Source organism: Candidatus Woesearchaeota archaeon (assembly GCA_016187565.1).
Taxonomy (GTDB): domain Archaea; phylum Nanobdellota; class Nanobdellia; order Woesearchaeales; family JACPJR01; genus JACPJR01.
Map to the genome: position 1 here is coordinate 13,666 of JACPJR010000022.1, position 22,224 is coordinate 35,889.

The 22,224-nt window shown below is 42.1% G+C and carries 20 protein-coding genes; 6 read left to right on the plus strand and 14 right to left on the minus strand.

All coding sequences use genetic code 11. From position 1 onward, the window contains the following. Positions 1–8 precede the first annotated feature (8 nt). The 14 genes from yciH to HYW21_06335 form a co-directional block, all read right to left on the minus strand. Positions 9–317, minus strand: coding sequence for a stress response translation initiation inhibitor YciH (gene yciH, locus HYW21_06270; GenBank protein ID MBI2548928.1), 309 nt, complete (start codon positions 315–317; stop codon positions 9–11). Next, positions 310–525, minus strand: coding sequence for a 50S ribosomal protein L29 (gene rpmC, locus HYW21_06275; protein ID MBI2548929.1), 216 nt, complete (start codon positions 523–525; stop codon positions 310–312). The genes yciH and rpmC overlap by 8 nt, the downstream gene beginning before the upstream one ends. Then, on the minus strand, positions 506–1,222 hold the full coding sequence (locus tag HYW21_06280; protein MBI2548930.1) for a 30S ribosomal protein S3: 717 nt from the start codon (positions 1,220–1,222) through the stop codon (positions 506–508). Before HYW21_06280 ends, rpmC begins: the two co-directional genes overlap by 20 nt. After that, positions 1,215–1,781, minus strand: coding sequence for a 50S ribosomal protein L22 (locus HYW21_06285; GenBank protein ID MBI2548931.1), 567 nt, complete (start codon positions 1,779–1,781; stop codon positions 1,215–1,217). The genes HYW21_06280 and HYW21_06285 overlap by 8 nt, the downstream gene beginning before the upstream one ends. A gap of 10 nt (positions 1,782–1,791) precedes the next feature. Beyond that, positions 1,792–2,172, minus strand: coding sequence for a 30S ribosomal protein S19 (locus HYW21_06290; protein MBI2548932.1), 381 nt, complete (start codon positions 2,170–2,172; stop codon positions 1,792–1,794). A 36-nt stretch (positions 2,173–2,208) separates the two neighbouring features. Then, positions 2,209–2,925 carry a 50S ribosomal protein L2 gene (locus HYW21_06295; protein MBI2548933.1) on the minus strand — a complete coding sequence of 239 codons (717 nt, stop codon included), beginning with the start codon at positions 2,923–2,925 and terminating at the stop codon, positions 2,209–2,211. Between the two features lie 4 nt (positions 2,926–2,929). Beyond that, positions 2,930–3,190 carry a 50S ribosomal protein L23 gene (locus HYW21_06300; GenBank protein MBI2548934.1) on the minus strand — a complete coding sequence of 87 codons (261 nt, stop codon included), beginning with the start codon at positions 3,188–3,190 and terminating at the stop codon, positions 2,930–2,932. 25 nt (positions 3,191–3,215) lie between these two features. After that, on the minus strand, positions 3,216–4,007 hold the full coding sequence (locus tag HYW21_06305) for a 50S ribosomal protein L4 (GenBank protein ID MBI2548935.1): 792 nt from the start codon (positions 4,005–4,007) through the stop codon (positions 3,216–3,218). A 78-nt stretch (positions 4,008–4,085) separates the two neighbouring features. Beyond that, positions 4,086–5,069, minus strand: coding sequence for a 50S ribosomal protein L3 (locus tag HYW21_06310; protein MBI2548936.1), 984 nt, complete (start codon positions 5,067–5,069; stop codon positions 4,086–4,088). 309 nt (positions 5,070–5,378) lie between these two features. Continuing rightward, a complete protein-coding gene (locus HYW21_06315; GenBank protein MBI2548937.1) occupies positions 5,379–7,208 on the minus strand; it encodes a hypothetical protein in 1,830 nt (609 codons plus the stop codon). 135 nt (positions 7,209–7,343) lie between these two features. After that, positions 7,344–8,744, minus strand: a complete 1,401-nt coding sequence (locus tag HYW21_06320; protein MBI2548938.1) for a hypothetical protein — start codon at positions 8,742–8,744, stop codon at positions 7,344–7,346. A 92-nt stretch (positions 8,745–8,836) separates the two neighbouring features. Next, positions 8,837–9,871: a flap endonuclease-1 gene (locus HYW21_06325; GenBank protein ID MBI2548939.1), complete on the minus strand. Its 1,035-nt coding sequence runs from the start codon at positions 9,869–9,871 to the stop codon at positions 8,837–8,839. Between the two features lie 41 nt (positions 9,872–9,912). After that, positions 9,913–11,037: a hypothetical protein gene (locus tag HYW21_06330; protein MBI2548940.1), complete on the minus strand. Its 1,125-nt coding sequence runs from the start codon at positions 11,035–11,037 to the stop codon at positions 9,913–9,915. Between the two features lie 82 nt (positions 11,038–11,119). After that, positions 11,120–11,335 carry a hypothetical protein gene (locus HYW21_06335; GenBank protein ID MBI2548941.1) on the minus strand — a complete coding sequence of 72 codons (216 nt, stop codon included), beginning with the start codon at positions 11,333–11,335 and terminating at the stop codon, positions 11,120–11,122. 644 nt (positions 11,336–11,979) lie between these two features. Here HYW21_06335 and HYW21_06340 point away from each other — a divergent pair. From HYW21_06340 to HYW21_06365, 6 genes are all read left to right on the plus strand, one after another. Continuing rightward, positions 11,980–13,191 carry an ORC1-type DNA replication protein gene (locus HYW21_06340; GenBank protein MBI2548942.1) on the plus strand — a complete coding sequence of 404 codons (1,212 nt, stop codon included), beginning with the start codon at positions 11,980–11,982 and terminating at the stop codon, positions 13,189–13,191. 190 nt (positions 13,192–13,381) lie between these two features. Then, positions 13,382–15,004 (plus strand): metallophosphoesterase, encoded by a 1,623-nt coding sequence (locus tag HYW21_06345; protein ID MBI2548943.1) that lies wholly within the window; start codon positions 13,382–13,384, stop codon positions 15,002–15,004. A gap of 1 nt (position 15,005) precedes the next feature. Next, positions 15,006–18,569 carry a DNA polymerase II large subunit gene (locus HYW21_06350; protein ID MBI2548944.1) on the plus strand — a complete coding sequence of 1,188 codons (3,564 nt, stop codon included), beginning with the start codon at positions 15,006–15,008 and terminating at the stop codon, positions 18,567–18,569. Positions 18,570–18,683: 114 nt separating this feature from the next. Next, positions 18,684–19,235, plus strand: a complete 552-nt coding sequence (locus tag HYW21_06355; GenBank protein ID MBI2548945.1) for a hypothetical protein — start codon at positions 18,684–18,686, stop codon at positions 19,233–19,235. 2 nt (positions 19,236–19,237) lie between these two features. Continuing rightward, on the plus strand, positions 19,238–19,660 hold the full coding sequence (locus HYW21_06360) for a hypothetical protein (protein MBI2548946.1): 423 nt from the start codon (positions 19,238–19,240) through the stop codon (positions 19,658–19,660). Then, the coding region (locus HYW21_06365) for a VCBS repeat-containing protein (protein MBI2548947.1) at positions 19,657–22,224 on the plus strand (2,568 nt) is incomplete at its 3' end. The genes HYW21_06360 and HYW21_06365, both read left to right, overlap by 4 nt.

Below are 22,224 nucleotides of genomic sequence, written 5' to 3' on the forward strand. Positions count from 1 at the left end.
TTGCTGCGTTATTTGCGATGGATGGTCTCTGGAGGGAATCCTGTTGCAACGAGGACATCCTTTACCCTCTGAGCATGCTCTCCTTGAAGCTCGATAATGTTGTCTTTGACTGTTCCACCACAGGCAAATTGATTCTTGAGCTTCTTGGTCAATGCTTTCAGGTCAATGTCCTTGGAGTCGATGCCTTCGATCACCGTATACTTCTTACCAAATTTTTTCTTGATAACGCTAACGGTAATCTTCTGACTTTCCTTTGCTATGGACTCACAAACACAGAGTTCCTTGGGCAAACCGCAAGTTGAACAAATCTCACTCATTGGCAGTTTCTTTCTTTTTTCCTCCTTTCTTGCGCAGCTGTGTTAAAATGCGCGCTATTGTTTTCTTGGTTTGTTTAACCTGACCAGGACTTTTCGGCGTTGTTCCCGTTGCTAGTTGGGTACGGAAACTAAGCAACTCTTTTTTAAGGTCAAGTAATCGTGATTGAAGATCATTAACGCTCAATGCATTAAGCTCTTTGTTTTTCATTGCCTTTTCCCTCTAAACTCGTTTCAGGACTCGCTTTATCTTTTCCTTGTTCGGCAGACGGCGTTTCCGGAGAAGAAATCTCCTCAACAAGTTCCACTTTTTCATCCAAGATGTGCATATGATCAGGAAGTGTTAAATTCGGCGGCATGATACTCACCTTTATACCAACAATACCGCTCTTCAACTTTGCAGCTGCCTGTGCATGACGAACACCACTAATAGCAAGATCGCCACATTTTTTGAGATATCCTTGGTAGAATCGCCATGATTTTGCCCGTGCACTTGGAATTTTTCCAGACATAATGATTTCAATTCCTAAAGCGCCTGCATTGAGGACAGATTCCATGGTTTTATGACCAACCCCCTTAAATCGTTGGATGCCATACTTTTCTAAAGCGTTTGCGATTCTTTCTGCAACAATTCGTGCATCAAGATCGGGGTTATCCACTTCGTTTATCTCTAATTGCGGATTCTCGAGATTAAATTTTTTCTTTAAGGTTTTGGTTAATTTTCGAATGTTTTGCCCTTTTTTTCCAACAATAAGTCCTGGCCGTGAGGCATAGATAATAATTTTCTCCCCAAGAGGCGTTCGTTGAACACGAGTGTGGCTATGGCCCACTTTATTCAAACTGCTTGAGATGAACTCATGAATCTCAAATTCTTTTAGTGCCCGTGAAACTAATTTGCGCTCAATCATTTTTCTCTGCCTCTTTGGGTGCTGAAGATGGTTTGGGTTGAGGTTCCTGGACCTTCACTTTCTTCACTCTGCGGGGTTCTTTTTGACCGGCTGTTTTCTTTTGTTTTTGTGCTGCTTTTACTTCTGGTTTTTCTTGGACAACAATCTCAACATGCGTTCTTTTCATCCTACGACGTCTCCATCTTCCAAAATGCCAACGAAGAGGAGCATTATGCGCACAGATGTGCACAATGGTAAGCTGATTGGTGTTTAACCCTTTACTTTGCGCATTTGCTTCGACCGATTGAAGGAGATTTTTGAAAATCTCTGATGCCTTTACCGGGTATCTTCCAGGACCAATCCCCTTACGGTGGCCAACATTATCATTGTATCGTTTATAGGGAACGGCGGATGTCTTTTGAATAACCCCTTCAAGGAGTTTTTTTGCCTCTTGCATATCCTTACCACGTAAAAAACTACAAAGATGAACTGCTGCTTTGGTTGATATGGGCAAATCTAACCCAACACACTTTGCAACAGATTCTGCAGTTCCATTCCACGCGTACTTGTAGGTTGTCATAAGAGTATCTTTAACGAACAGACAGGCTTGCACTCGATCGGGTTGCTCCGATACCAGGCGCATTATGGGCAACTTTTCTTCTGGTAAGGACAAATTCGCCTAAGTAGTGGCCAATCATTTCTGGAACTATGATTACAGGCTCAAAACTTTTTCCATTATATACACGAACGGTTTTTCCAATCATTGAGGGCATAATAATGATATCCCTACATTGGGTTTTGACATTGTCTTTTCTTTTCTCCAGATTCTGGAAAAATCGCTTATGAAGGAGAGGACGCTCTTTGGATAAGCTTCTCCTTTGTCGTGCAGGGAAAAGGTTCATGAGCTCCTTAAGACTCAGGGCCTGAAGTTCTTCGATTGTTTTTCCGCGATAGGTAAATTCTTTTTTCATCGTTGATACCTTAGTTCACTACAACTTCTCTTCAAATTATCTTCGTAACCACCCTGTTCTTCGTGGGCGTATCTTTCCAACCTTACGGCCCGGAGGAGCATTTCGTGGTGCAACGGTTGGCTTACCTTTTTTAGAGGTTCTACTTCCTCCAAAAGGATGGTCAACAGCATTCATCGCAAGACCCGCCACTCTCGGATAAAGTTTGTTCTTTGCCCTTGCAGCGTGATACTTTTTCCCTGCTTTGACAAATGGCTTTTCCGGTCTACCACTCCCTGCAATAATTCCGATGGTTGCTCTGCAGTCGGGGAGGAAATCTCGTCTCTTTTTTGATGGCAATAATACGGTAATCATTCCTTTTGTTTTCGCTACAACTCGAGCAAATGTTCCTGAAGATCGTACGAACTTGCCCCCATCACCGGGGTTCAGCTCTATATTATAGATAAGCGTTCCTTCAGGGATATTCTTGAGATGCATGGTATTTCCTACCCGTTCCTCTGCTTCAGTTCCAGTCATAACTGCTTCGCCAACAGCAAGACCCTCTGCTGCCGGAATGAGTGCTTGCTCGCCATCCTCATATCGAACCGTTGCAAGGGGGGCAGAATGACCTGCACAATGAATGAGGTCGGTGACAACACCTTTCGCAGTTTCCTGTCTGAACGGCTTATGGGTAATAAATCCCTTGTACCGGTGACTTGGAGCACGATAGACTGAAGTTCCTCTTCCTCTTCGCTGTTGTATTAGGTTTTTTCCCATGGTATTACATCATTCCGAGATTTGTGGCCACATCACGTGCAGGAGTATCTTTATGAAAGGTAACATAGGCACGCTTCTGGCCATGAGGCGTAATAACGGTGTTTACGTGCTGAACCTTTACCCGAAATAGTTGTTCGATTGCTTCCTTGATCTCCTGTTTTTTCGCTTGACGATCAACTACAAAAATTAACTTGTTTTGAGACTCTATAAGACGAATCGATTTTTCTGTTGACAGTGGGTTTTTAACAATTTGGTAGGGATCCATGGTCATCATCCTGTTGATCGTTCTGCTATAAATACAAACGTTCTTTTCGAAGTGCTTCTATGGCACTTTTTGTGTAGAGGGTAACTCTTCCACATGCTGTACCCGGAGCGAGGAGTTCTGCATTAAGGCGATGGACTAATGCGACATCCAGTCCAGGAATGTTCTTGGCTGCATTGCGCAAAGGACAGGATTTTCCAACGACAACGAGAAGACCTTTCTTCGTTCTATATTTTCTTCCTCGCATCGTACCCTTTCCTGCTCGCACCTTTCTCTGGGAAGCACGTGCAAGTTCCTGAGAAAAGCCTAATGAGGCAAGTACTGCAACAACTTCTTTTGTCTTAGCCATATCCTCGAGCTTATCTTCTACCACAAACGGGTAGTGTTCAGGAAGGTGATGTCCACGTTCGGCAACAACGTTAGGCATAACGGTTGCAGCGAGTGCAGACCGAATTGCTTTTTTTCGTTCCTTTGTATTAATATATTTTGCCCAGCTTTTTTCTGCTTTTGGGGGGTGTGCACGTCTTCCTTTAACCGTTCCAGGGGCAAATGCACCAACCCAGTTAAACTGGGTCCCACTATGTGACATAATTTTTCGAGGAACACGAGAGATACCATGACCATAAGACCCCTTATAGTCTCTTCTTCGACGGGAGAGTTTTGCCGAGGTCTGCATTCCTGCTTCAGGATAAGCCCCATATCTCTGTCGTCGATTCGATTGGACAGCAAGCACGGCCCGCTTAATTAAGTCCGGTCGTAGCTCTTCCTCAAACTGTTGGGGCAGGGATACCGTCCCTACTTCAGTATTGGAAATGCTCATCTGCTTAAGCTCCTTGCTTCCTTTCATGTTGTTTGTCGGTGCCATGATGCGTAAGTTTCGTTAACAGACAAGATTATCTTATTGTTTTGATGCTAAGCTCGTATAAGCAACGGTTGGGGCTTCATGATGCGGTGTTGGGGCCCTTATTGCCGTAGTAAGACGAATTAATCGCTTTGATGGACCTGCAATAGACCCTTTGACTAAAACATAGGTACTTTTAACGTTTCCATAGCGGAGAAAGCCGCCTTTAGGAACGATGTCCTTTGCTTGATCTCCTATTTTGATGATCCATTTGTTATAATCCACACGATTGTGATACCCCATTTTTCCTGCGTGAGCAACTCGCCAAGAAGCCTTTTTTGGTGTCCACGGTCCAACGTTTCCTGGATTCCTTCTGCTTTTCTCTGATTTATGGCTCCTGAGCATAACTCCAAAGCGCCTTCGTGGGCCTTGGAAACCCTTACCACGAGTAACTGCATGAACGTCGATAAATTGTCCCTCTTGGAATGCTGCGGTAACGGGTATTTCCTTACCAAGGAACCCTTTACTATAGGCAAACTTTTCCTGGAGCGAACCACCGATACCAACCTCAAAGAGTTCAGGTTTCTTTTTTCCAAAACCCGTTAGCTTTGGTTGGGTGTACATAAGAATCTTGAGATCGTCATACTGTTGCAAGGTCTTTTCAACGTCGCCAAGCTTTTGACTAAGATCTTTTTTTGACACGGTAATCTTTCTTCCAAGCTCAGCATCAACGACAACAGGAACCTCAGCAACAACCACAGAACCAGACAATGTTTTTTTGTAAAAACGCAATGCCGCAATTTTAAGGGGCGGACATTCAAGAACAGTCACCGGACAAAAAATCTCTTGACCCTTTGTTTTTGATGTTGATTTATTATCCACGATCAAAAGATGCGTCATCCCCACCTTATAACCGGCAAATCCCAACAACTTTGCCGTTGGAATCGTTGCCCAAGTGCCCACCCGCGGATAGGCCCGTTTAGCTCGAACGCGCGGCCAAAATTGCAAACTTCCTCTTCGAGGAGCATTTCTTTTTGACATGGTTTTAGGTGAGAGAGCGGTCTCTCTTTCTCTTTCTGGGTTTTTCCCGAGTAAAAAAGCCTATTGATAAAGCCTTCCTTTCAGAATGGGCTTGCACCAAATGTCCTGAAAGGCTTTTTTTCAGGCCTATTTCCGATTTAAGCGCCTTTATTCACTCTTTTTTGCTAAAAAAAAGCGCTTTGAACACTTTTTTACTTGCTAGCGGCATTTAACTACAAGTTCTTTGTTATTAACGCCGCATTATGCGTTTGTATGGTGAATCTCGTTTCATTTATAAAAGTTTTGGTACTGGCGAGGGACTTCATCAGATTACACTCCCACAAGGAGCTTTCCCTTACTCATCAGTGGGTAAGATTTTCCGTGCTCGTCAACTGCTGTAATCGTCAACTGCTGTCGCTGAGCATCGAGAACAATATCGTTATGGTAAAGTGTTGCTCGTTCGGGTTCAAATCCGGATCCTAAAGCAACATGAATCATGCCAGCTAATTTTTCGTTAACAATAAGATAGCGAGAACGTTGGGCATAGGGGTTTGTGTTAATGGCAAACTCGCCAACGTTTTCCATGTTCTGTTTGTATTGCTCAATGATCTCTCGAGGAAGGCTTTGATGTTGCTCCATCTCGGTAATCCTCTGCCAGCAATCCTGTTTCTGTTTGGTGAATGTCTTCATTACTTCTGTTGGGCCTTTGATAATTTCATATCCCTTTCTGGTGAATCGAACAACAAACGGGTCGTTCGGGTTTAAAGGTATGCTCTCGTCTATACAAATGACACAATCTCCGAGAAGTGTACCTTCCATCCATGCCGGTGTTACAAAACATTCTCCTCCGGGAAGATTTGCCATAGTGCCTGCCTTAATGCCTGTTCGTTGATAATATTCCTGATGGATCTTTGACCGAATGACAATGTCAGATCCACGTGGCCAATAGCGCTTACCATTCTCTCCAACGAGATAGACGGTAAATGACGTGCGAAATTTCCTTCCTTTAATAACTTGAGATTCTCCTTCAACAACCACCCGAGTACAATGCTGGAGTACAGCTTTGATAGCATCATTTCTTTTTTTCATCGCAAGCCAGTCAACATTACACGTTTGGATAAATTCATCAATCGGGATTGTTTCAGTAAAACCAATACGCGAGCACGGCTCTCGAGAGTCCAGGGCTGTTTGTGGGTTCCAGTCAAAACGATAGATCATTGCAGAGGGCGTGCTCCATCTTGTTTTGTTGCCGATACCCGGATAACCAACAACCGATCCAAAAAGATGCTTCCCGTAATAACCCCTGCCATGGATTGCAAAGACTGCATCCGACGGAAGAAGGGAAGATAAGGTAAATTGTTGAGAAAGGGGGTTGTAAGCACGAAATATCTCCTCGTCGCTCTCTTTGCAGAGTTCACACCCAGCCAGCGTTGTTTTGAGTTCTGCAATCCTTGGTGGTTTATCTACCATAGATGCGCGAGAAGTTTTCCACTCTATAGTAAACGCATGCCGGCCTTCAATGGCCTTTGCCATGTTCCTTACAAGAGCAAAATTATCTAAATAATCTTCAAGAGGGGCATCTCGCATGTTGTCGAGAGGGATAAGCTCCCCATGAAGACCAACACGTTCATTTGGCTGGAGATTAAATACTTGGTTCCAGATTCCTCGCGCTGTTTGCTGAAGCTCTTCTTCTCGGTATGGTTGAAACCAACCAGCATGGTGGGGAAAGGATAATCCTTTGTGACTTCCATTGGTACAGAGAAAGCAACTATTCCTTGCCTCAAGTATCAGCTCGGGTTCGTCGAATAACTCTTTAAAATTCTCACCGAGTAGCTCAACGCCGAGGTTCATAAATTCGTGGAGGGCCTTTGTCTCTGGCGAACTTTCTCCTCGACGCAACCTCTGAGTCGTACGCCATAATGAAAATAATGCGGTAATTGCCGGGGGGATCGTTTCATACCCGACAACAAAAAGATCATAGCCGTGGGTATGGGCTGCGTGAGAAAATGGAGCTAAAGAGTAATAAGCTGCAGGGTCATTGAAAGGAATCAGGACAAAGATGTTTTGTTTCCCATCGGGAAGTTTCACTGTCTGAAATTGAGCGCTGTAGGCTGAGACACTTTTCTGGTAAGCGACAAGGTTGTACTGTGTCGTGGGCATAGTTGACCGGAGTTGCACACGATTAATAAAAGTTACCCTAAATAATTAAAGCGGCTACTTGGGAGTTGAAACCGCCAGCGTTACGCTGCTTAAGCAGTGAAATTCAACTCTTAACTAAAGCCAAGAAGGTTTCTTTCACGCAGCGAGCCTAAACGGATATTCTTCTTGTGAATTCAGCGCCGCAACCATATCTTCCCAAGGCTTATATCCTCTAAGAGATTTTTCATCCTTGTAGCCATTATTGGAAATCTGCAAGCCGACCAAGATAGAATACAACTCAGCTCTGCTCACCGACCTCTGAATCCCCCATCGACCAGACGCAGGAAAAGCGAATAACGTACAATAATAGACAAATTTCTTTGGGTCTGACGTTAGTTGGACATAGCCTTTAAAGAGTTTCTTAAAGCCATGCCTCTGCCAGAAATCAATTCTTTTAAGAGGTTCCATTGCCTCTGCTTGAAGCTCTGCTGCTGACATCTTCTCTGGATCATTTATTTCTGCCAAGATACAGTTCAATTGCATGCCAGAATAAGACGCCCGTGCTGCCAGGTCCTTCTTACACTTTTCCACAAGCCTGCTGCCGACAAACCTAATGCCACGTTCCCTTAATCCTTGGACTACACAGGTCCAGAAGATTATTGATGCTGCCGGCTTTTCGCTAGCCTTATTTGCAGTGCCTTTCTCCAAGAGATCATAAGCAAACATGCTATAGACTATTCCCCCTACAACTACCTCATCGACCTTTGCGACGATTATGTGAAGCGCCCCCTCGGCAACACTTTCATTCAGTACCTGTTCTGACTCACGCTCATCTGGATCAGGAAACCTTTCAGTGTATGGACCCCTGACAAATCGTCTCATATCAACACTGTTCGGAGCAACTTTCGCAAATCTCAGACGCTTTAATCTCTCATCAATAGTTTCCCGCCTAACCAAGGTAGCTATGTTATTAAGCTGCCTCAGGATTATTATTATGTTGCTCTGTATTTCTTTTTGTTTTAATGACTCATCATACACCAGCCTAAAGAATTCACCATGCATCTTTAACTCCCTGGCTGCTTGGGATACCCTGTTTTGTCTTATATACTCGTTCTGCTCTGAGATTAGCCGCGATATTGCCTTTAAATCATCATTTATTCTCGCAACCAGATACTGGAGGCGCTTGTAATAGAGCAGCCTTGCATCACCAGTTAGTTCCCGTATACTAAACTGCTTCAGCCTGTCTTTCAGGACTTTGTAGAAAAATGATTTTGTAACCTCTCTGTCTCTTCCTATCTCGACCACTAAATCATTGAGTGTAGTAATCAGCCGATCATTAATCCTCTTTACCTCACTAAATTTTCGAGTTATATCTTCAAGAGATCCATGCTCCCAAGCAGTCTGAAATGCTTTGACAATCACTATCTTTTGGCTAAGAATCTGTATAAATGCAGTGTATGCTCTTGTCTCATCTGCCAAATCTGAATCAAGCATGTCGGCGATCTTTTCTTCGGTATATACCTTCTGAAGATGAATTAAATCTAGTATTCTTGACATGACAATCACCCACGATAAATTTAAACCTTAATAATTTACTCTTTTGGTGCTTAGAATGCACCTCAACGAATATCACCATGAGAAGATGGTGGCTAAGAAAACTCTCCTAACTGCCGTTGTTTGCTTGCTGCTGTTTTCTCAGTGATTTTCCCTAGGGTGTGGAGTACTCGCTCTTGACTGAAATTGTGTTCTTGAACAAGAATGTCCAGTACTTTTTTCTCATCGATTGGTTTCCACACCAAGGTGTAGTTCTTTGTTGTTGGTATTTGACGAAAGAGATTGTAAACACCTCTCCACGGATAAGAAAAAGTATCGTCCCAGCGAACATGAGCGAATAATGCATCAAAATCAGTACGGTATTGTTGTACTAACGTAAGTGCGTGTTTTGGTCCAATACCCTTGATGCCGCCGAGATTATAATCGGTGCCCACAAGCATGCCGAGTACAATCAGTTGATCTTGGGTAAGTTGTAATAAACGTAAATTTTCATAAAGATCAATAAGCTCTGGTGTTATTGTTTGATAATCGAGTCGGGAACTTTTTTTTCTTCTCCCTGCAAGAGACACATTGCGGATCAAGCGTGGGCAACCAAAAAGTAAAACATCAGCGTCCTGAGAAGCAACAGCGTACGCATCCCCTTGCTTAACAATCTCTGCGGCCTGCGCCTCTCCTTCGGACGGTGCTTCTACAACCGGAAGACCTAATGCCTGAATCAACTCTTTGACTTCTGACACCATTTCTGAGCTAAGCCGTACGGTTCGGGCAGCGTATTTTTTCATGGCCTCAACATCGTGCTCCTTCACTGCTTGCTCATAACGCACTAACGCATCGACTTTTGCTTGACTCCTCCTTTCTCGCTCTTTTTCTTTTAATAATGGAGGTTTACCATCAAAAACATAGACTAACTTGACGCCCATTTCAAGTAAGCTACACGTCCGCGTAAATATCCCGGTGAGGTGTGAAGTAACTCTTCCTTGTGCATCGGTCAGCGGACTTCCATCTCTCCCACGAATGGTGGTCAAAAATTGATAGAGGAAAAGATACGTGTCTACGGCAATGACCTTTCCTGAAAGGCCTTCAAGAGAAATTTCTTTCATTGAAAGGATTTCAGTGATTTGGACGCCCATTGCTAAACCTTTGTTTTCCCTACCCGATATGACAGGGGTTGTTATCCAGAAAGGGGAACAAACGTAATCCCACAAAATTCCTTCTCTAAAAGAGTTTGCGCTTTTTTAGTTAATAGTCCCGGACTTAAGAGGAGAATAGGTAGTTTTCGAAGCTGTCCTTGTGCATAAACACTATGGAGATCTCCCTCATCAATCTTTTTCTTATTTCGTGCTTTACAATAAAATTGAATACTGCCCAGGGGACTGGGAACGCTGACGACACAATCAACCTCATTATTCTTCCGTTTAATTTGTGTTTCGATGACGGTTATATTTTTCCGGGTAAGAAAACGCTCGACATGTTTGGAAAAAGCGTCCGTTATGTCAGTTTTCTTTCCCTGTTCTGAGGGAGACGGTTCTTTGACTGCTGAAATTTGTGGTTTTGCTGGCGCTTTCGATAGTTTTTGTTGTTGTGGTTGTTCTTCTGGGATTTTAGGGATAGACAACTCCGGCGACAATGCTGGCGGCTGTTTTTGTTGCGGTGATTCTACCAACCGTTCCGGTAAAATGTTTGGTAAAGGAAGACTTTTTTCTTTTGTTTCTGTTTCCTTTTTTTCTATGTTTTCCAGTGTTTGTGGTATTGGTACTGGTTGTTTTGTTGTATTGTGGACGGGGTTTGGGGTGGGGTTTTGGGTAGGCTTTGGAGGAAGTTCAAAAGGCGTTGGCTTCTCTATCGGTAAGGGTCCCCTCCCTAATGCTTGGTTGATGATGGTGCTCGCATCTTGGGTACTTAACAGATACCATTTCCAAAATAACTCCTTGTTATCGTCAACATCAACTTCAAGCGGCTTTGCAAAATCCTTCATTGCACGAAGAGTAACCCTTGTCAAAGGGTCTAATGAACGATCTCGGAGAACCCGCTTCTCTTTCAATAAAGTGTATGTTTGCTGTTCTTTTTCATGAAGATTTTTAGTGTATTGTTGGAGTCTATACTCCTGTCCTGGAAGGTAATAAACTGGGCTTCCCCCAACTTTAACATGCGACACGAACATTCGTTTTGATGCAACCAATTCGGACAAGTGGGCGCCTGCAATGATCGTATCGGTCTGTAATATTTTTGCAATTTCTATCGGTAAAACCGGACCATGAATACGGGCAAATTCGAGTATTTTATCTCGTGCAGTCATAAGGAAAAGAAAGGGGGGGTAGTTTAAATAAGTTTGTTTGGTTTGTCGGTTGAGAAGAAATGTAGATAAATAAAAAAAAGATTTATTTCCGTTTGCGCACATGTAATGCCTTTTCAATTTTCTGCTCTTCTACCTCAATCTTCACTTCTTCTTCCATAATTTTCGTTGTCAATCGCTCAATATTCGTATCTATACGCGCGATTCTCCGTTCGAGAAGCACTAAAATACGTAAACTGTAAACTATTGCAGCAAGCACACCGATAATAATTGCAAGAATAACAATTTCCAAATCTGGCATTTTACCTACCTCCCTTTTTAATAAACTGAGGAATAAGTAGTATATAAAGTTATCGGAAGTAAATTTTAAAAAGCTTGTTTGTAAAAAAGATACCTACAGACACACCCCCATTTCTTATGGAACTGTGGTTCTTGTAGATGTTGTAACTCAAATAAAAGGTTTATTTTATGATTATAAATAGATAACCTTATCTAGTAGCTTAAAAGAAATGTAATAATTTAATAAATATAATTTAATTTTAAAAAACCCTATCATTAATTAGTACGTTCAAAGTAACAATAACAATCTTCTTTATCAAAAAAATCATTTAAAAAACTAAATTTTTGTTTATGTTAGTGGGGAGATCTATTAAAGACGTAAAACCAATCAAGTTTTATTCTATTCTACTAATACCATATATTAATAATAACCCCCATACAAAGAAACAAATTATTACACAAAAACCTCGCCCTTCTCTTACCAAACAACCCAGTTTATTTTACTATATTTACTATATATAATATCTCATACTACCTATACAATACATAAACGTTGCTTTTTAATTACGATACCCACCACACACAATAACTCCATAAGAAATTGGGGGGTGGGTAGTGGCCCCGAATGGAAAGGTATTTATAGTAACGCTTCCTATGGAACTGACTATGATGGGGGACAAATTAGTTGAATTTTTTGAAGGTGTTTTAACCAAAGAACCGTTGTTTAAAGATAAACGGGTGCTTCAAGCGACCTATACACCAGAAACAATCCTCCACAGGGATGAAGAGATCAAATCACTTGCAAATATCCTTGCTCCTGCCTTAAAATTAGATAAGCCGTCCAATGTCTTTGTTTATGGGAAAACTGGGTGTGGTAAGACCTTAACGGTAAGATACACAACAAATCAGATAACCCAGGTTGCGAAAGAGCGTGAGATTCCGTTAAGGGCCATTTACCTCAACTGCAAACTCAAACGCGTTGCAGACACCGAATACCGGCTCATTGCGCAACTTGCAAGAGAATTTGGAAAGGAGATACCACCGACGGGGCTCCCCACCGACGAAATATATAACATATTCTATCGTGTTGTCGATTACAAAAAACAAACAATTATCCTTGTTTTAGATGAAATAGATCAACTCGTGAGCAAAGTTGGAGACGAGATCTTATACAATCTTACCAGGGTAAACACAGAATTAAAACATGCTCAAATAACCCTTGTCGGGATTTCGAATAATCTTGTCTTTGTTGACAACCTTGATCCGCGTGTTAAAAGCTCGTTAAGTGAAGAAGAAGTTGTTTTTCCACCCTATAATGCCATTCAACTGCAACATATTTTGAAAAAGCGATCAAAAAATGCATTTAAGGAGGGCGTTCTCAGTGAGGGAGTTATTGAGAAGTGTGCTGCATATGCTGCAAGAGAGCACGGAGATGCGAGAAGGGCGCTTGAGCTCTTGCGTGTAGCGGGAGAACTTGCAGAAAGAGACCAAGAAAAGGTAGTGGAGATAACCCATATCGACCGTGCAGAAGAAAAGATAGAACGCGACAGAGTTCTTGATCTTGTTCAGACACAACCAAAACAAGTTCAAGCAACCCTTTATGCAATACTTTCTGTTTACGGGAAAACAAAACCAACAGCGATCTTTACTGGAGATATATACGACACCTATCACGAACTCTGCAAGTTGTGTGGGCTACGTCCTTTAACACAAAGAAGAGTGTCTGATGTTATTGCAGAATTGGACATGTTCGGCATCATCAATGCAAAAGTAATCTCAAAGGGAAGATATGGGCGAACAAGAGAGATTAGTCTTGCCATCTCACCATCAACAATACCTAAAATTAAAGAGGCATTAAAACACTCCCTCGACATCTAATTCCGTATCATCTATATAATCTATTTTTCCTCAGATTATACCGTAACTTTCATAGACCATTTTATAGGAAAAGACATTAATTTTCGTAATAATTTGTATGTCTTTTCCTAATAAGCAAAGGACATAAAGTTACGGTTATTAGTGTCCTTTGCTATGATCTATAGATGCAATCTGATATTAGGGGACGCATGTGGAACCAGATCACGAGACACACAAAAAAGCAGTAGACTTTTTTTTGGATAACAACCTTTTAATTAGCTCATCCCTTCTTCCGAATCTCAGCGCAATATTTTCTCACCAAGAACGATTTCAAAAATTACAAACATTACAAACACAAAAAGACAGTTCCCCTTTAGTTGTTACAAACGAGGCAACGTCACTTTTTGACGGAGGAACTGTTGATATTAATTGGATCGAATTTGAGCATTTGCGGGCATTGGAGGAAACAGGAAAAGACCCCATTGGCTACCGGCGCTTTTTTGAATACATTCTGAAAACCAAATACACATCAGAGCAAAAGGTAATGAAGGAGACTGAAGAAACAACCGCGAAAAAAGGCGTTACCATTCGCATGACGTATGGAGAACAAACAAAAAAAGTATCTGTTCCGGATTTTTTAGCACATTTCACTGCGCGCTATAACACCCTTCAGAAATATTTGGAAGTCAGACGAGAGCTCCAACGTCCGCTGTCGATAAGTCGTTTGACCCAAAAAAAAGACAAGGAAAATGTCATGTTTATCGGCCTTGTTCATGACAAGCAGACGACGCAGGGAGGCAATATCCTCCTCACCATGGAAGACCCAACTGGAATGATTAAGGCGGTTGTCCATAAGGATAATCGGCAGATCATTGCACTTGCTCAAGAACTGGTTTTAGACGAGATGGTCGGTGTTGTAGGAACGTTTAATGGAAGTATGGTGTATGTGAGTTCACTTATTCTACCCGACGTTCCTCTTGATAAGGAGTTCAAAAAGGCGCCCGATGAAGTTTATGCCGCATTTGTTGCAGATCTCCATGTCGGTGCAAAAGCATTTTTAAAAAGCGAATTTCTGAAGTTTATACAGTGGATTAACGGCCAAACCGGTTCTGAGACACAACGCGACCTCGCTCGAAAAGTACGTTATTTATTTATTGTTGGCGATTTAGTTGAAGGGGTCGGCATTTATCCGGGACAAGATAAGGATTTAGAAATTCCCGATATCAAGGCGCAGTATAACGAGTTTACTCAATTAGTAAAACAACTTCCAAGTTCTTTAGAGATCGTTCTTTGCCCCGGTAATCATGACGCTGTTCGCTTGGCAGAGCCTCAACCCCAGATTCCGAGAGAATATATCGAAGAGCTTTATGCATTACCTAATGTTCATCTTGTTTCAAATCCTGCATTGGTTAGGATTCATGCAAGTGAAGAATTTCCTGGATTTGATGTACTGATGTATCACGGCTACAGTTTCCCCTATTACGCAAGTAATGTTGACTCGATTCGTCTTCAAGGAGGACAAGATCGAACCGACCTCATCATGAAGTTTCTTCTCCAGCGACGACATTTAGCACCATCACATACCTCAACATTATACCTTCCTACGTATCAAAGCGATCCACTTGTTATTGATACGGTACCAGATTTTTTCATTACGGGGCACCTCCATCGTTCATCTGCGCACATCTACCGAAATGTTACCATGCTGGCCTGTTCGTGTTGGATTCCCCAAACGCCCTTCCAAGAGAAACTAGGAATCAATCCACAACCCTGTCGTTTAATTGTTACTAACTTACAGACGAGACAGGTTAAAGTGCTTAAGTTTGGTGAATGAGATGAAACGGGACCAACAAATAGACCAATATTTTGAACAAATTATGCAGGAGGTAGACAAGGTTATTGTTCAGGCTCAACATGCAAGGAAAAAAGGATACGATCCAGAAGCAAAAGTAGAAATTCCTCTTGCGCGGGATATGGCTGAGCGTGTTGAAGGTCTTATTAGCGCAGCGGCACCCCAGATCATTGGATCGGGTATTTCAAAACGCATCAAAGAACTAGAGCAAGAATATGGCGCACTTGATTGGCGAATTTCATTAGTCATTGCAGAGGAGATTGCTCATGAGAAATTCTGTACCTTTAAAGACAAAAAAGAAGCAATGGAGGTTGGCATTCGTGTTGGTTTTGCTTACCATACACTCGGGACAGTTGCATCACCCTTAGAGGGATTTGTTGAAATAAAAATCCGCCAGCGTGCAGACGGAAAAGAGTACTTCGCTTTGCAGTACTCTGGACCTATTCGAAGTGCCGGCGGAACCGGAGCTTCAGTTTCTGTCCTCATCGCAGATTATGTTCGGAAAAAGATGGGATACGCTTCCTACGATCCAACAGAACAAGAAGTCAAGCGTATGATTACTGAACTCTACGATTATCATGAACGAGTAACTAATTTGCAGTATCTTCCCAGCGAGCAGGAAATTGAATTTTTGGTGAAACATTTGCCAGTGCAAATCGATGGAGACCCTTCAGAAAAAATAGAAGTCTCTAACTACAAAGATCTTCCGAGGATCGAGACCAACACGGTAAGAAATGGGCCGTGTCTTGTTATCGGTGAATGTTTAGCACAAAAAGCACCGAAACTATGGAAGCAGCTTGGAAAGTGGGGAAAGGATTTTTCATTAGATCATTGGGGTTTTTTAGAGGCATTTATTGCACTTCAAAAAAATATTAAAGCACATCTTCAAACAAAAAGCACTTCAAAAACAAGCGTTAGCGCAGATTATACCTATATCAAAGATCTTGTTGCCGGAAGACCGGTTCTTGCGCATCCGCTTCATGTTGGCGGATTTCGCTTGCGTTATGGGCGCTCTCGCGTTTCAGGTTACTCGTCCGTAAGTATCCATCCTGCCACCATGCACATTCTTAACGAATACATCGGCACAGGCACTCAGTTAAAGGTCGAGCGTCCGGGAAAGGCATGCGCATTAACGGTCTGTGATACTATTGAAGGTCCTATTGTCAAACTTGATGACGGTTCAGTTGTTCTTTTGCAAGACGAGATTTCGGCAAAGAAAAGTGCGAAAAAAGTATCACAGATTCTGTTCTTAGGAGATTTTCTCGTGAATTATGGAGATTTTTTGAACAGAGCACACCCCCTCATTCCTTGTGGGTATTGTGAGGAATGGTACGCACAAGAATTGGAAAGAGCAACCGTTAACCTCTTTGGATCTTTAGATACGCAAAAGCTGGCTAGTTATACTGAACTTGACGCAGAACTACTCAGCACGTTTATGCGTCATCCAACGACGACGTTTATGGATGGCGGTACGGCACTTATTTTAACAAAGAAGCTGCAAATCCCCCTCCATCCACGGTATACATATCACTGGCGATTGATTTCTAAGCAACAATTATTACTCCTCATCGAGTGGTTAGCTAAAGCGAGTTATGAGGGAGATGTTCAAAACATACAGAAGATCATTCTTCCTCTCACCCAAAACCACGAGCAAGCAAAAAGTGTCCTGGAATCAATAGGGTTTCCCCACCAGGTTATCAATAACGAGTTTGTCATCATCGATAAGGATCATGGAACGGTACTCGCAAACCTTTTTGCTTTGGGAGACACCGAACAACAAGCAAAGATCAAAGCACAGGTCAGTACGTCAATGACGACGTCAACCCCCGAGGACCTTCTGATGCTTATCGGAGAGTTTTCGCGATTGCCTCAACGAGACAAATCGGGCACATTTATCGGAGCACGGATGGGAAGACCTGAGAAAGCAAAACTCCGAAAATTAACAGGAAGCCCGCATATTCTCTTTCCGGTTGGAGAACAGGGAGGAAAGCTTCGAAGTTTCCAGGCGGCCTTAGAATTGGGGCACATCACTGCAGATTTTCCCCTCTATTATTGTGCTGCCTGTAAATCATCAACCATCTTGAGTGTGTGTGAACGTTGCGATCTACCAACACAGCGAAAGTACCATTGTAAAACCTGCGGTCTCCTTGATAAACCAGAGTGTGAGCGTCATGGAAAGTGTGCAACATGGACGACGCAAAAATTAGAGATTGGAAAATATTTTGATGCACTCTTGAAAAAACTTGACACAAAGACTTACCCTGATTTGATTAAAGGGGTTCGGGGGACCTCGAACAAAGACCACATCCCCGAGCACCTTCTCAAGGGGATTTTGCGTGCAAAGCACGATGTTTATGTCAATAAAGACGGTACCTGCCGCTTTGATATGACGCAACTTCCCATCACCCATTTCAAACCAATAGAGATAGGGACGAGCGTTCAACGACTTCAGGAGATGGGATATACCCACGACATCTATGATGCGCCGTTGACTAACAACCAGCAAATTCTTGAACTGTTTCCACAAGACATTATCCTGCCAATGTCTGTAGGCTCCCAGGATGCCGGCGCCCAGATTGTTTTTTTTCACATCGCTGCTTTTGTCGACGAGCTTCTTGAGAAGCTTTACGGACTTCCACCATACTACTGCCTTGGCAACTACAAGGATCTTGCAGGTCATTTAGTATTAACCTTAGCACCACACACCTCTGCGGGGATCATAAATAGGATCATTGGATTCTCTGACACGCAAGGACTTTTTGCTCATCCCATGGTACATGCAGCGACACGAAGGGATACTGATGGAGATGAGGCGTGCAGTATGTTATTGTTGGACGTCTTGCTAAATTTTTCTAGACATTATCTTCCTGCACATCGAGGAAGCACCCAAGACGCGCCCCTCGTTATGACCTCTCGTTTAGTTCCTTCAGAGGTAGATGACATGGTCTTTGACGTGGATGTTGTCTGGCGTTATCCGTTAGAGTTTTACGAAGCATGCATGCGTTATGAACCTGCATGGAACATAAAGATAGAACGATTAGTAGATCGTTTGCACACGCCTGCGCAATACTACAACTGGGGGTTTACCCACCACACTACTAATATCAATGCAGGCATTACCTGCTCTGCTTACAAGACACTACCAAGTATGGAAGAGAAATTAAAAGGGCAAATGGAGCTTGCTGAGAAAATTCGCGCTGTTGAAGAGCAGGACGTTGCCCGATTAGTTATTGAAAAGCATTTCTTGAAAGACATTAAAGGAAATCTGAGAAAGTTCTCACAACAGCAATTCCGCTGTGTTAATTGCAATGAAAAGTATCGAAGACCTCCACTGCTCGGACAATGTATCCGTTGTAAAGGAAAACTCATTTTTACTATTTCTGAAGGTTCGGTCACGAAATATCTCGAACCAAGCCTCAGCCTTGCAAAAAAATATCACGTTTCAGCATATCTCCAGCAAAGCCTTGAACTGGTCAAAATGCACATCGAGAGCGTTTTTGGAAAGGAAAAAGAGCGCCAAGAAGGATTAGGTAAGTGGTTTGGTTAATTTCGTTCTATTGTTTTTCCTTGCAAAAAACAAAAACTGCGAAAGATTTCCGGTTATTTTTCAGAAAGACATATAAACTTTATTGAATTTACCACTCTCTTGGGGGTTGTTACCATGAAAAAAAGCATGTTATTGTTGATTGTGGTAAGCGTATTGCTTGATAGTATATTGTTCACGACAGCTCTGGATACTTCGTCAATTTTAACGCCGTTTTCTCCAGATCCTTCACAGCTTCCCTTTGCAACAACCATTCATAACCAAACGATGCACACCCCCTCTATCCGGGAGTACTTTAGAGTGCACCAGAACTTCACGAATATGATGTACAAAAAGTTTGATTCTTATGATAAAACGAGCATGAAGATTGGTGCACGCCTGGATACTCAACGTGGCTATATCATTGATAAGGAAAAATACGTTATTGATTTGCTGTACTGTGATCGGAATACCAAGGCTTGTTTCTTCCGCATTAACGGCGTGTCCACCAAGAGATTGTATGACCCGAAGCAGAGCAATGCCAGCAAGCCTTCTGTCTTTGTCTTGAATGAGGATGTTTCTTTACAGATTGCATCAATCACGTTTAATTTCTGTGATCATCGACGGTTCTGCAACATGCCGTTTGAAGCCTATGATATTGTTCAGGTGGAAGTAAAGAGGGGTAGCTAAAAATGGAAGAAAGGAGTTTAACAAATAAGGAGAAATGGCTATTGAGTTTGAAGCTTAATTTAATTATTTATGCTTTCTTGTTCTTGATTTTTATTGGTTATCTAACCTTTACTAGTGGAATTATAACAGATGGCGGATGGTATTTAATTCTTTTCTTTATTCCTGCAACAATTTATTTATTTTTTTCAGTTATAACTACGCGAATTGCTTTTTCACAAAAAAAATACAAGTACTTTATTTTTATGGTTCCTCCCTTAACTATTTTTTTGCTTTCTTCAATATCCTTGATTCTTCATGTTTTGGGTGCGGAGTCTCAGTATGGTTTATTCCTCCTTTTAGGAATTTATTACTTAGTGTTTTTTTTTAGTGTACTAATCATTAACATAATCCTTTATTTTTATCTAAAAAGAGATGATTTAGTATGACTCTCCTCCTCCGTTTTTTATTGTTTACGATTCTTGCATCCATCGGTGCCTCTTCTGTTTTAGCAGGCCTTGACACACCAACTGTTCCTGTATCAAAACAAACAATTGAAGAAAATAGTTTATTTTTGGTTGAAGGATGGGATCAGTTACCTTTCAAGCACCAAATCGCAGATAATATCAGTTGGATAACGGACTACGTTAATCCAATTCTCCAGCCTAAAGAAGGTGATTGGGGAACAACGGGATTAAGGACATCACTCAAATGCTTAAGTTACGGTTCGAGTACCACCGCAGATTGGCTGAGTTTAGAAACCGGTCAGGTCTTACCAACTTACCAAAATATCCTTAACAATAGAACGGAACGTGGGCATAACCCAAGAGAACTAGAACAAGTTTATATGGACCGACATTGGTTTCTAAGCTTGAAATATTTCTATGCTCCAGCTCAAGATATATTTGTAACTCATGAAAGTGTCCCTTGGAATACAGAAGCATACGCCGATATAATCACTAATCCCCCCTCTGATTGGTTCAATCGAGGTGATACACAACTTAATGACCCTCATGAATTTGTCTATACCGTTGATCCATCATTTTATTTCCCAGGCTATAGATCTGTTGGAATAGCAACGAAAAAAGAAGCGATTGAATCTGCGTTAAGAACCTATGGTGCACTTTATGCACATTTTGAGGCACATGATTATTTAGATTTCTTACCCCTTCATGCTGCAGTTTTAATAGGTTATGGATTCCTCAATGATACGCCAGTATTTTGGGTGCATGATAGCTATGATCTAGATTTTCCTGATGTAAATTCTCGATATAAAGCAATCGAAGCCCAATATATAAAAAAAATATATGCCTTCTACGATCCTCAATGGCCCACCTACCAGCACGATAATAGACGAACAGGGTTTACTTTACTCAAAGGTGACATGCAGAATGCTCGTGATGTTGAGCAGTTGGATTTTCTGTTCCGTGTTGGTGGGACTGAAGATTTGTTTTCTCGTTCTGTAGTTTCAGATATAGATGGTGATGGTAATCTTGAGACCGTCTTCTTTAGTGTGTATGGTACTCCTGAACATCCTGAAGGATGGTTGTTTGTGATTGAGACCGACAAAGAAGGAAAGATACTACGAGAGAAGAAGATCGGAGAATTATTTGTTGGTGATGCAGCCAATGGTCCTCCAGTTGTTGCTAATACTGATGGTGATGCAGAAAAAGAAATAGTTGTTGGCCTAGCGAATGGTACGGTGTCTCTTATTGATGCCCAACCTTCTGGTGATAATCTCCAACTATCAAAGCGATGGAGTTATACAGTTCCGGCACATTACAGCCAGGGTCTTAATGATTGGGTTAGAGGCGGCATAGGGATAGGTATAGTAGCACAAGATCTTAATTATGACGGAAGAACTGAGATTATTTTTACGGATGAATTAAGCACAACGGTAGATGATTGGGATGGAGGATTGTACGTGCTCCGTGATAATGGTAATACGTACGCAATAGCAGATAGTATTATTATTGGCAATGGTGGCAGTATTGGTGGTGTTTCGGTAGCTAACCTTGATGATGACGATAATCTTGAGATTATTGTTTCGACCTATTACGGGATTAAGGTCTTTGACTTTGCGAATAATGAATTACAACTGAAATGGCAGAATTCGTACGGAGCGTTGCAAGGCGCTCCAGCTATTTACGATTATGATAGAGATAATCGGTATGAAATTCTGGTGAGCACAACATCTTATTATTGCAGTGCATACCGGAGCTGTGCAGATACCTTTTATGCTTTTGATGGTGCAACAGGTAGTTTAGAGAAGATTATCGGCTTGGGTTTCCACAGCCCCACGACAGTCGCCATAGCTAATCTCGATCGCTATGATCCCGAAGAAGAGTTAGGTGGCGTGGTTTGCATTGACATCCAGGGTCAACGAATAGACTGTGAATACACGAATGGCAGAACCTTTCACAGTCCTAATATTGCTCCGGTGATAGCCGACATCGACGGAAACGGTGACAATGAGATTATTATTCCTGAGAACAACAAGTCAATCTTGCATATTATTAACGGTGATGGTACGCAGTTGTTCAATTACAGTTTTGGTGGCTTAATCGGCAGCTCGCCAGCGATTGCTGACATTGATGATGATGGCAGAGCAGAGATTGTAGTTAAGCGTGCAGGCTCTCCGTACAGTATCATGGCAACCTTAGGCAGCGATAACCACCAGCCATACCTCGAGCCAATGAAACCGGTTATTGCGATAGCAGGCCAAACAGCAAGCTTATCAGCAAACGCTTCAGACCCTGATAATGACACACTAACCATATATTACAGTGCACCGTTTAATGAGACTGGGCAATGGCTGCCAACGAACAATGATACGGGTGATTACACCATTCTGATAGAAGCATCTGATGGCAATTTATCCCATCACCAGTATGTCCCTGTCAAGGTCCTGCCTGAAGGTACACAAGTAATTAATGTCTTTGCTGATGGTTCGCTGAACAAAACCTTAGTGTTTACTGAGGCAGGCCAAGTACAAAGAGTTACCATCAAGATC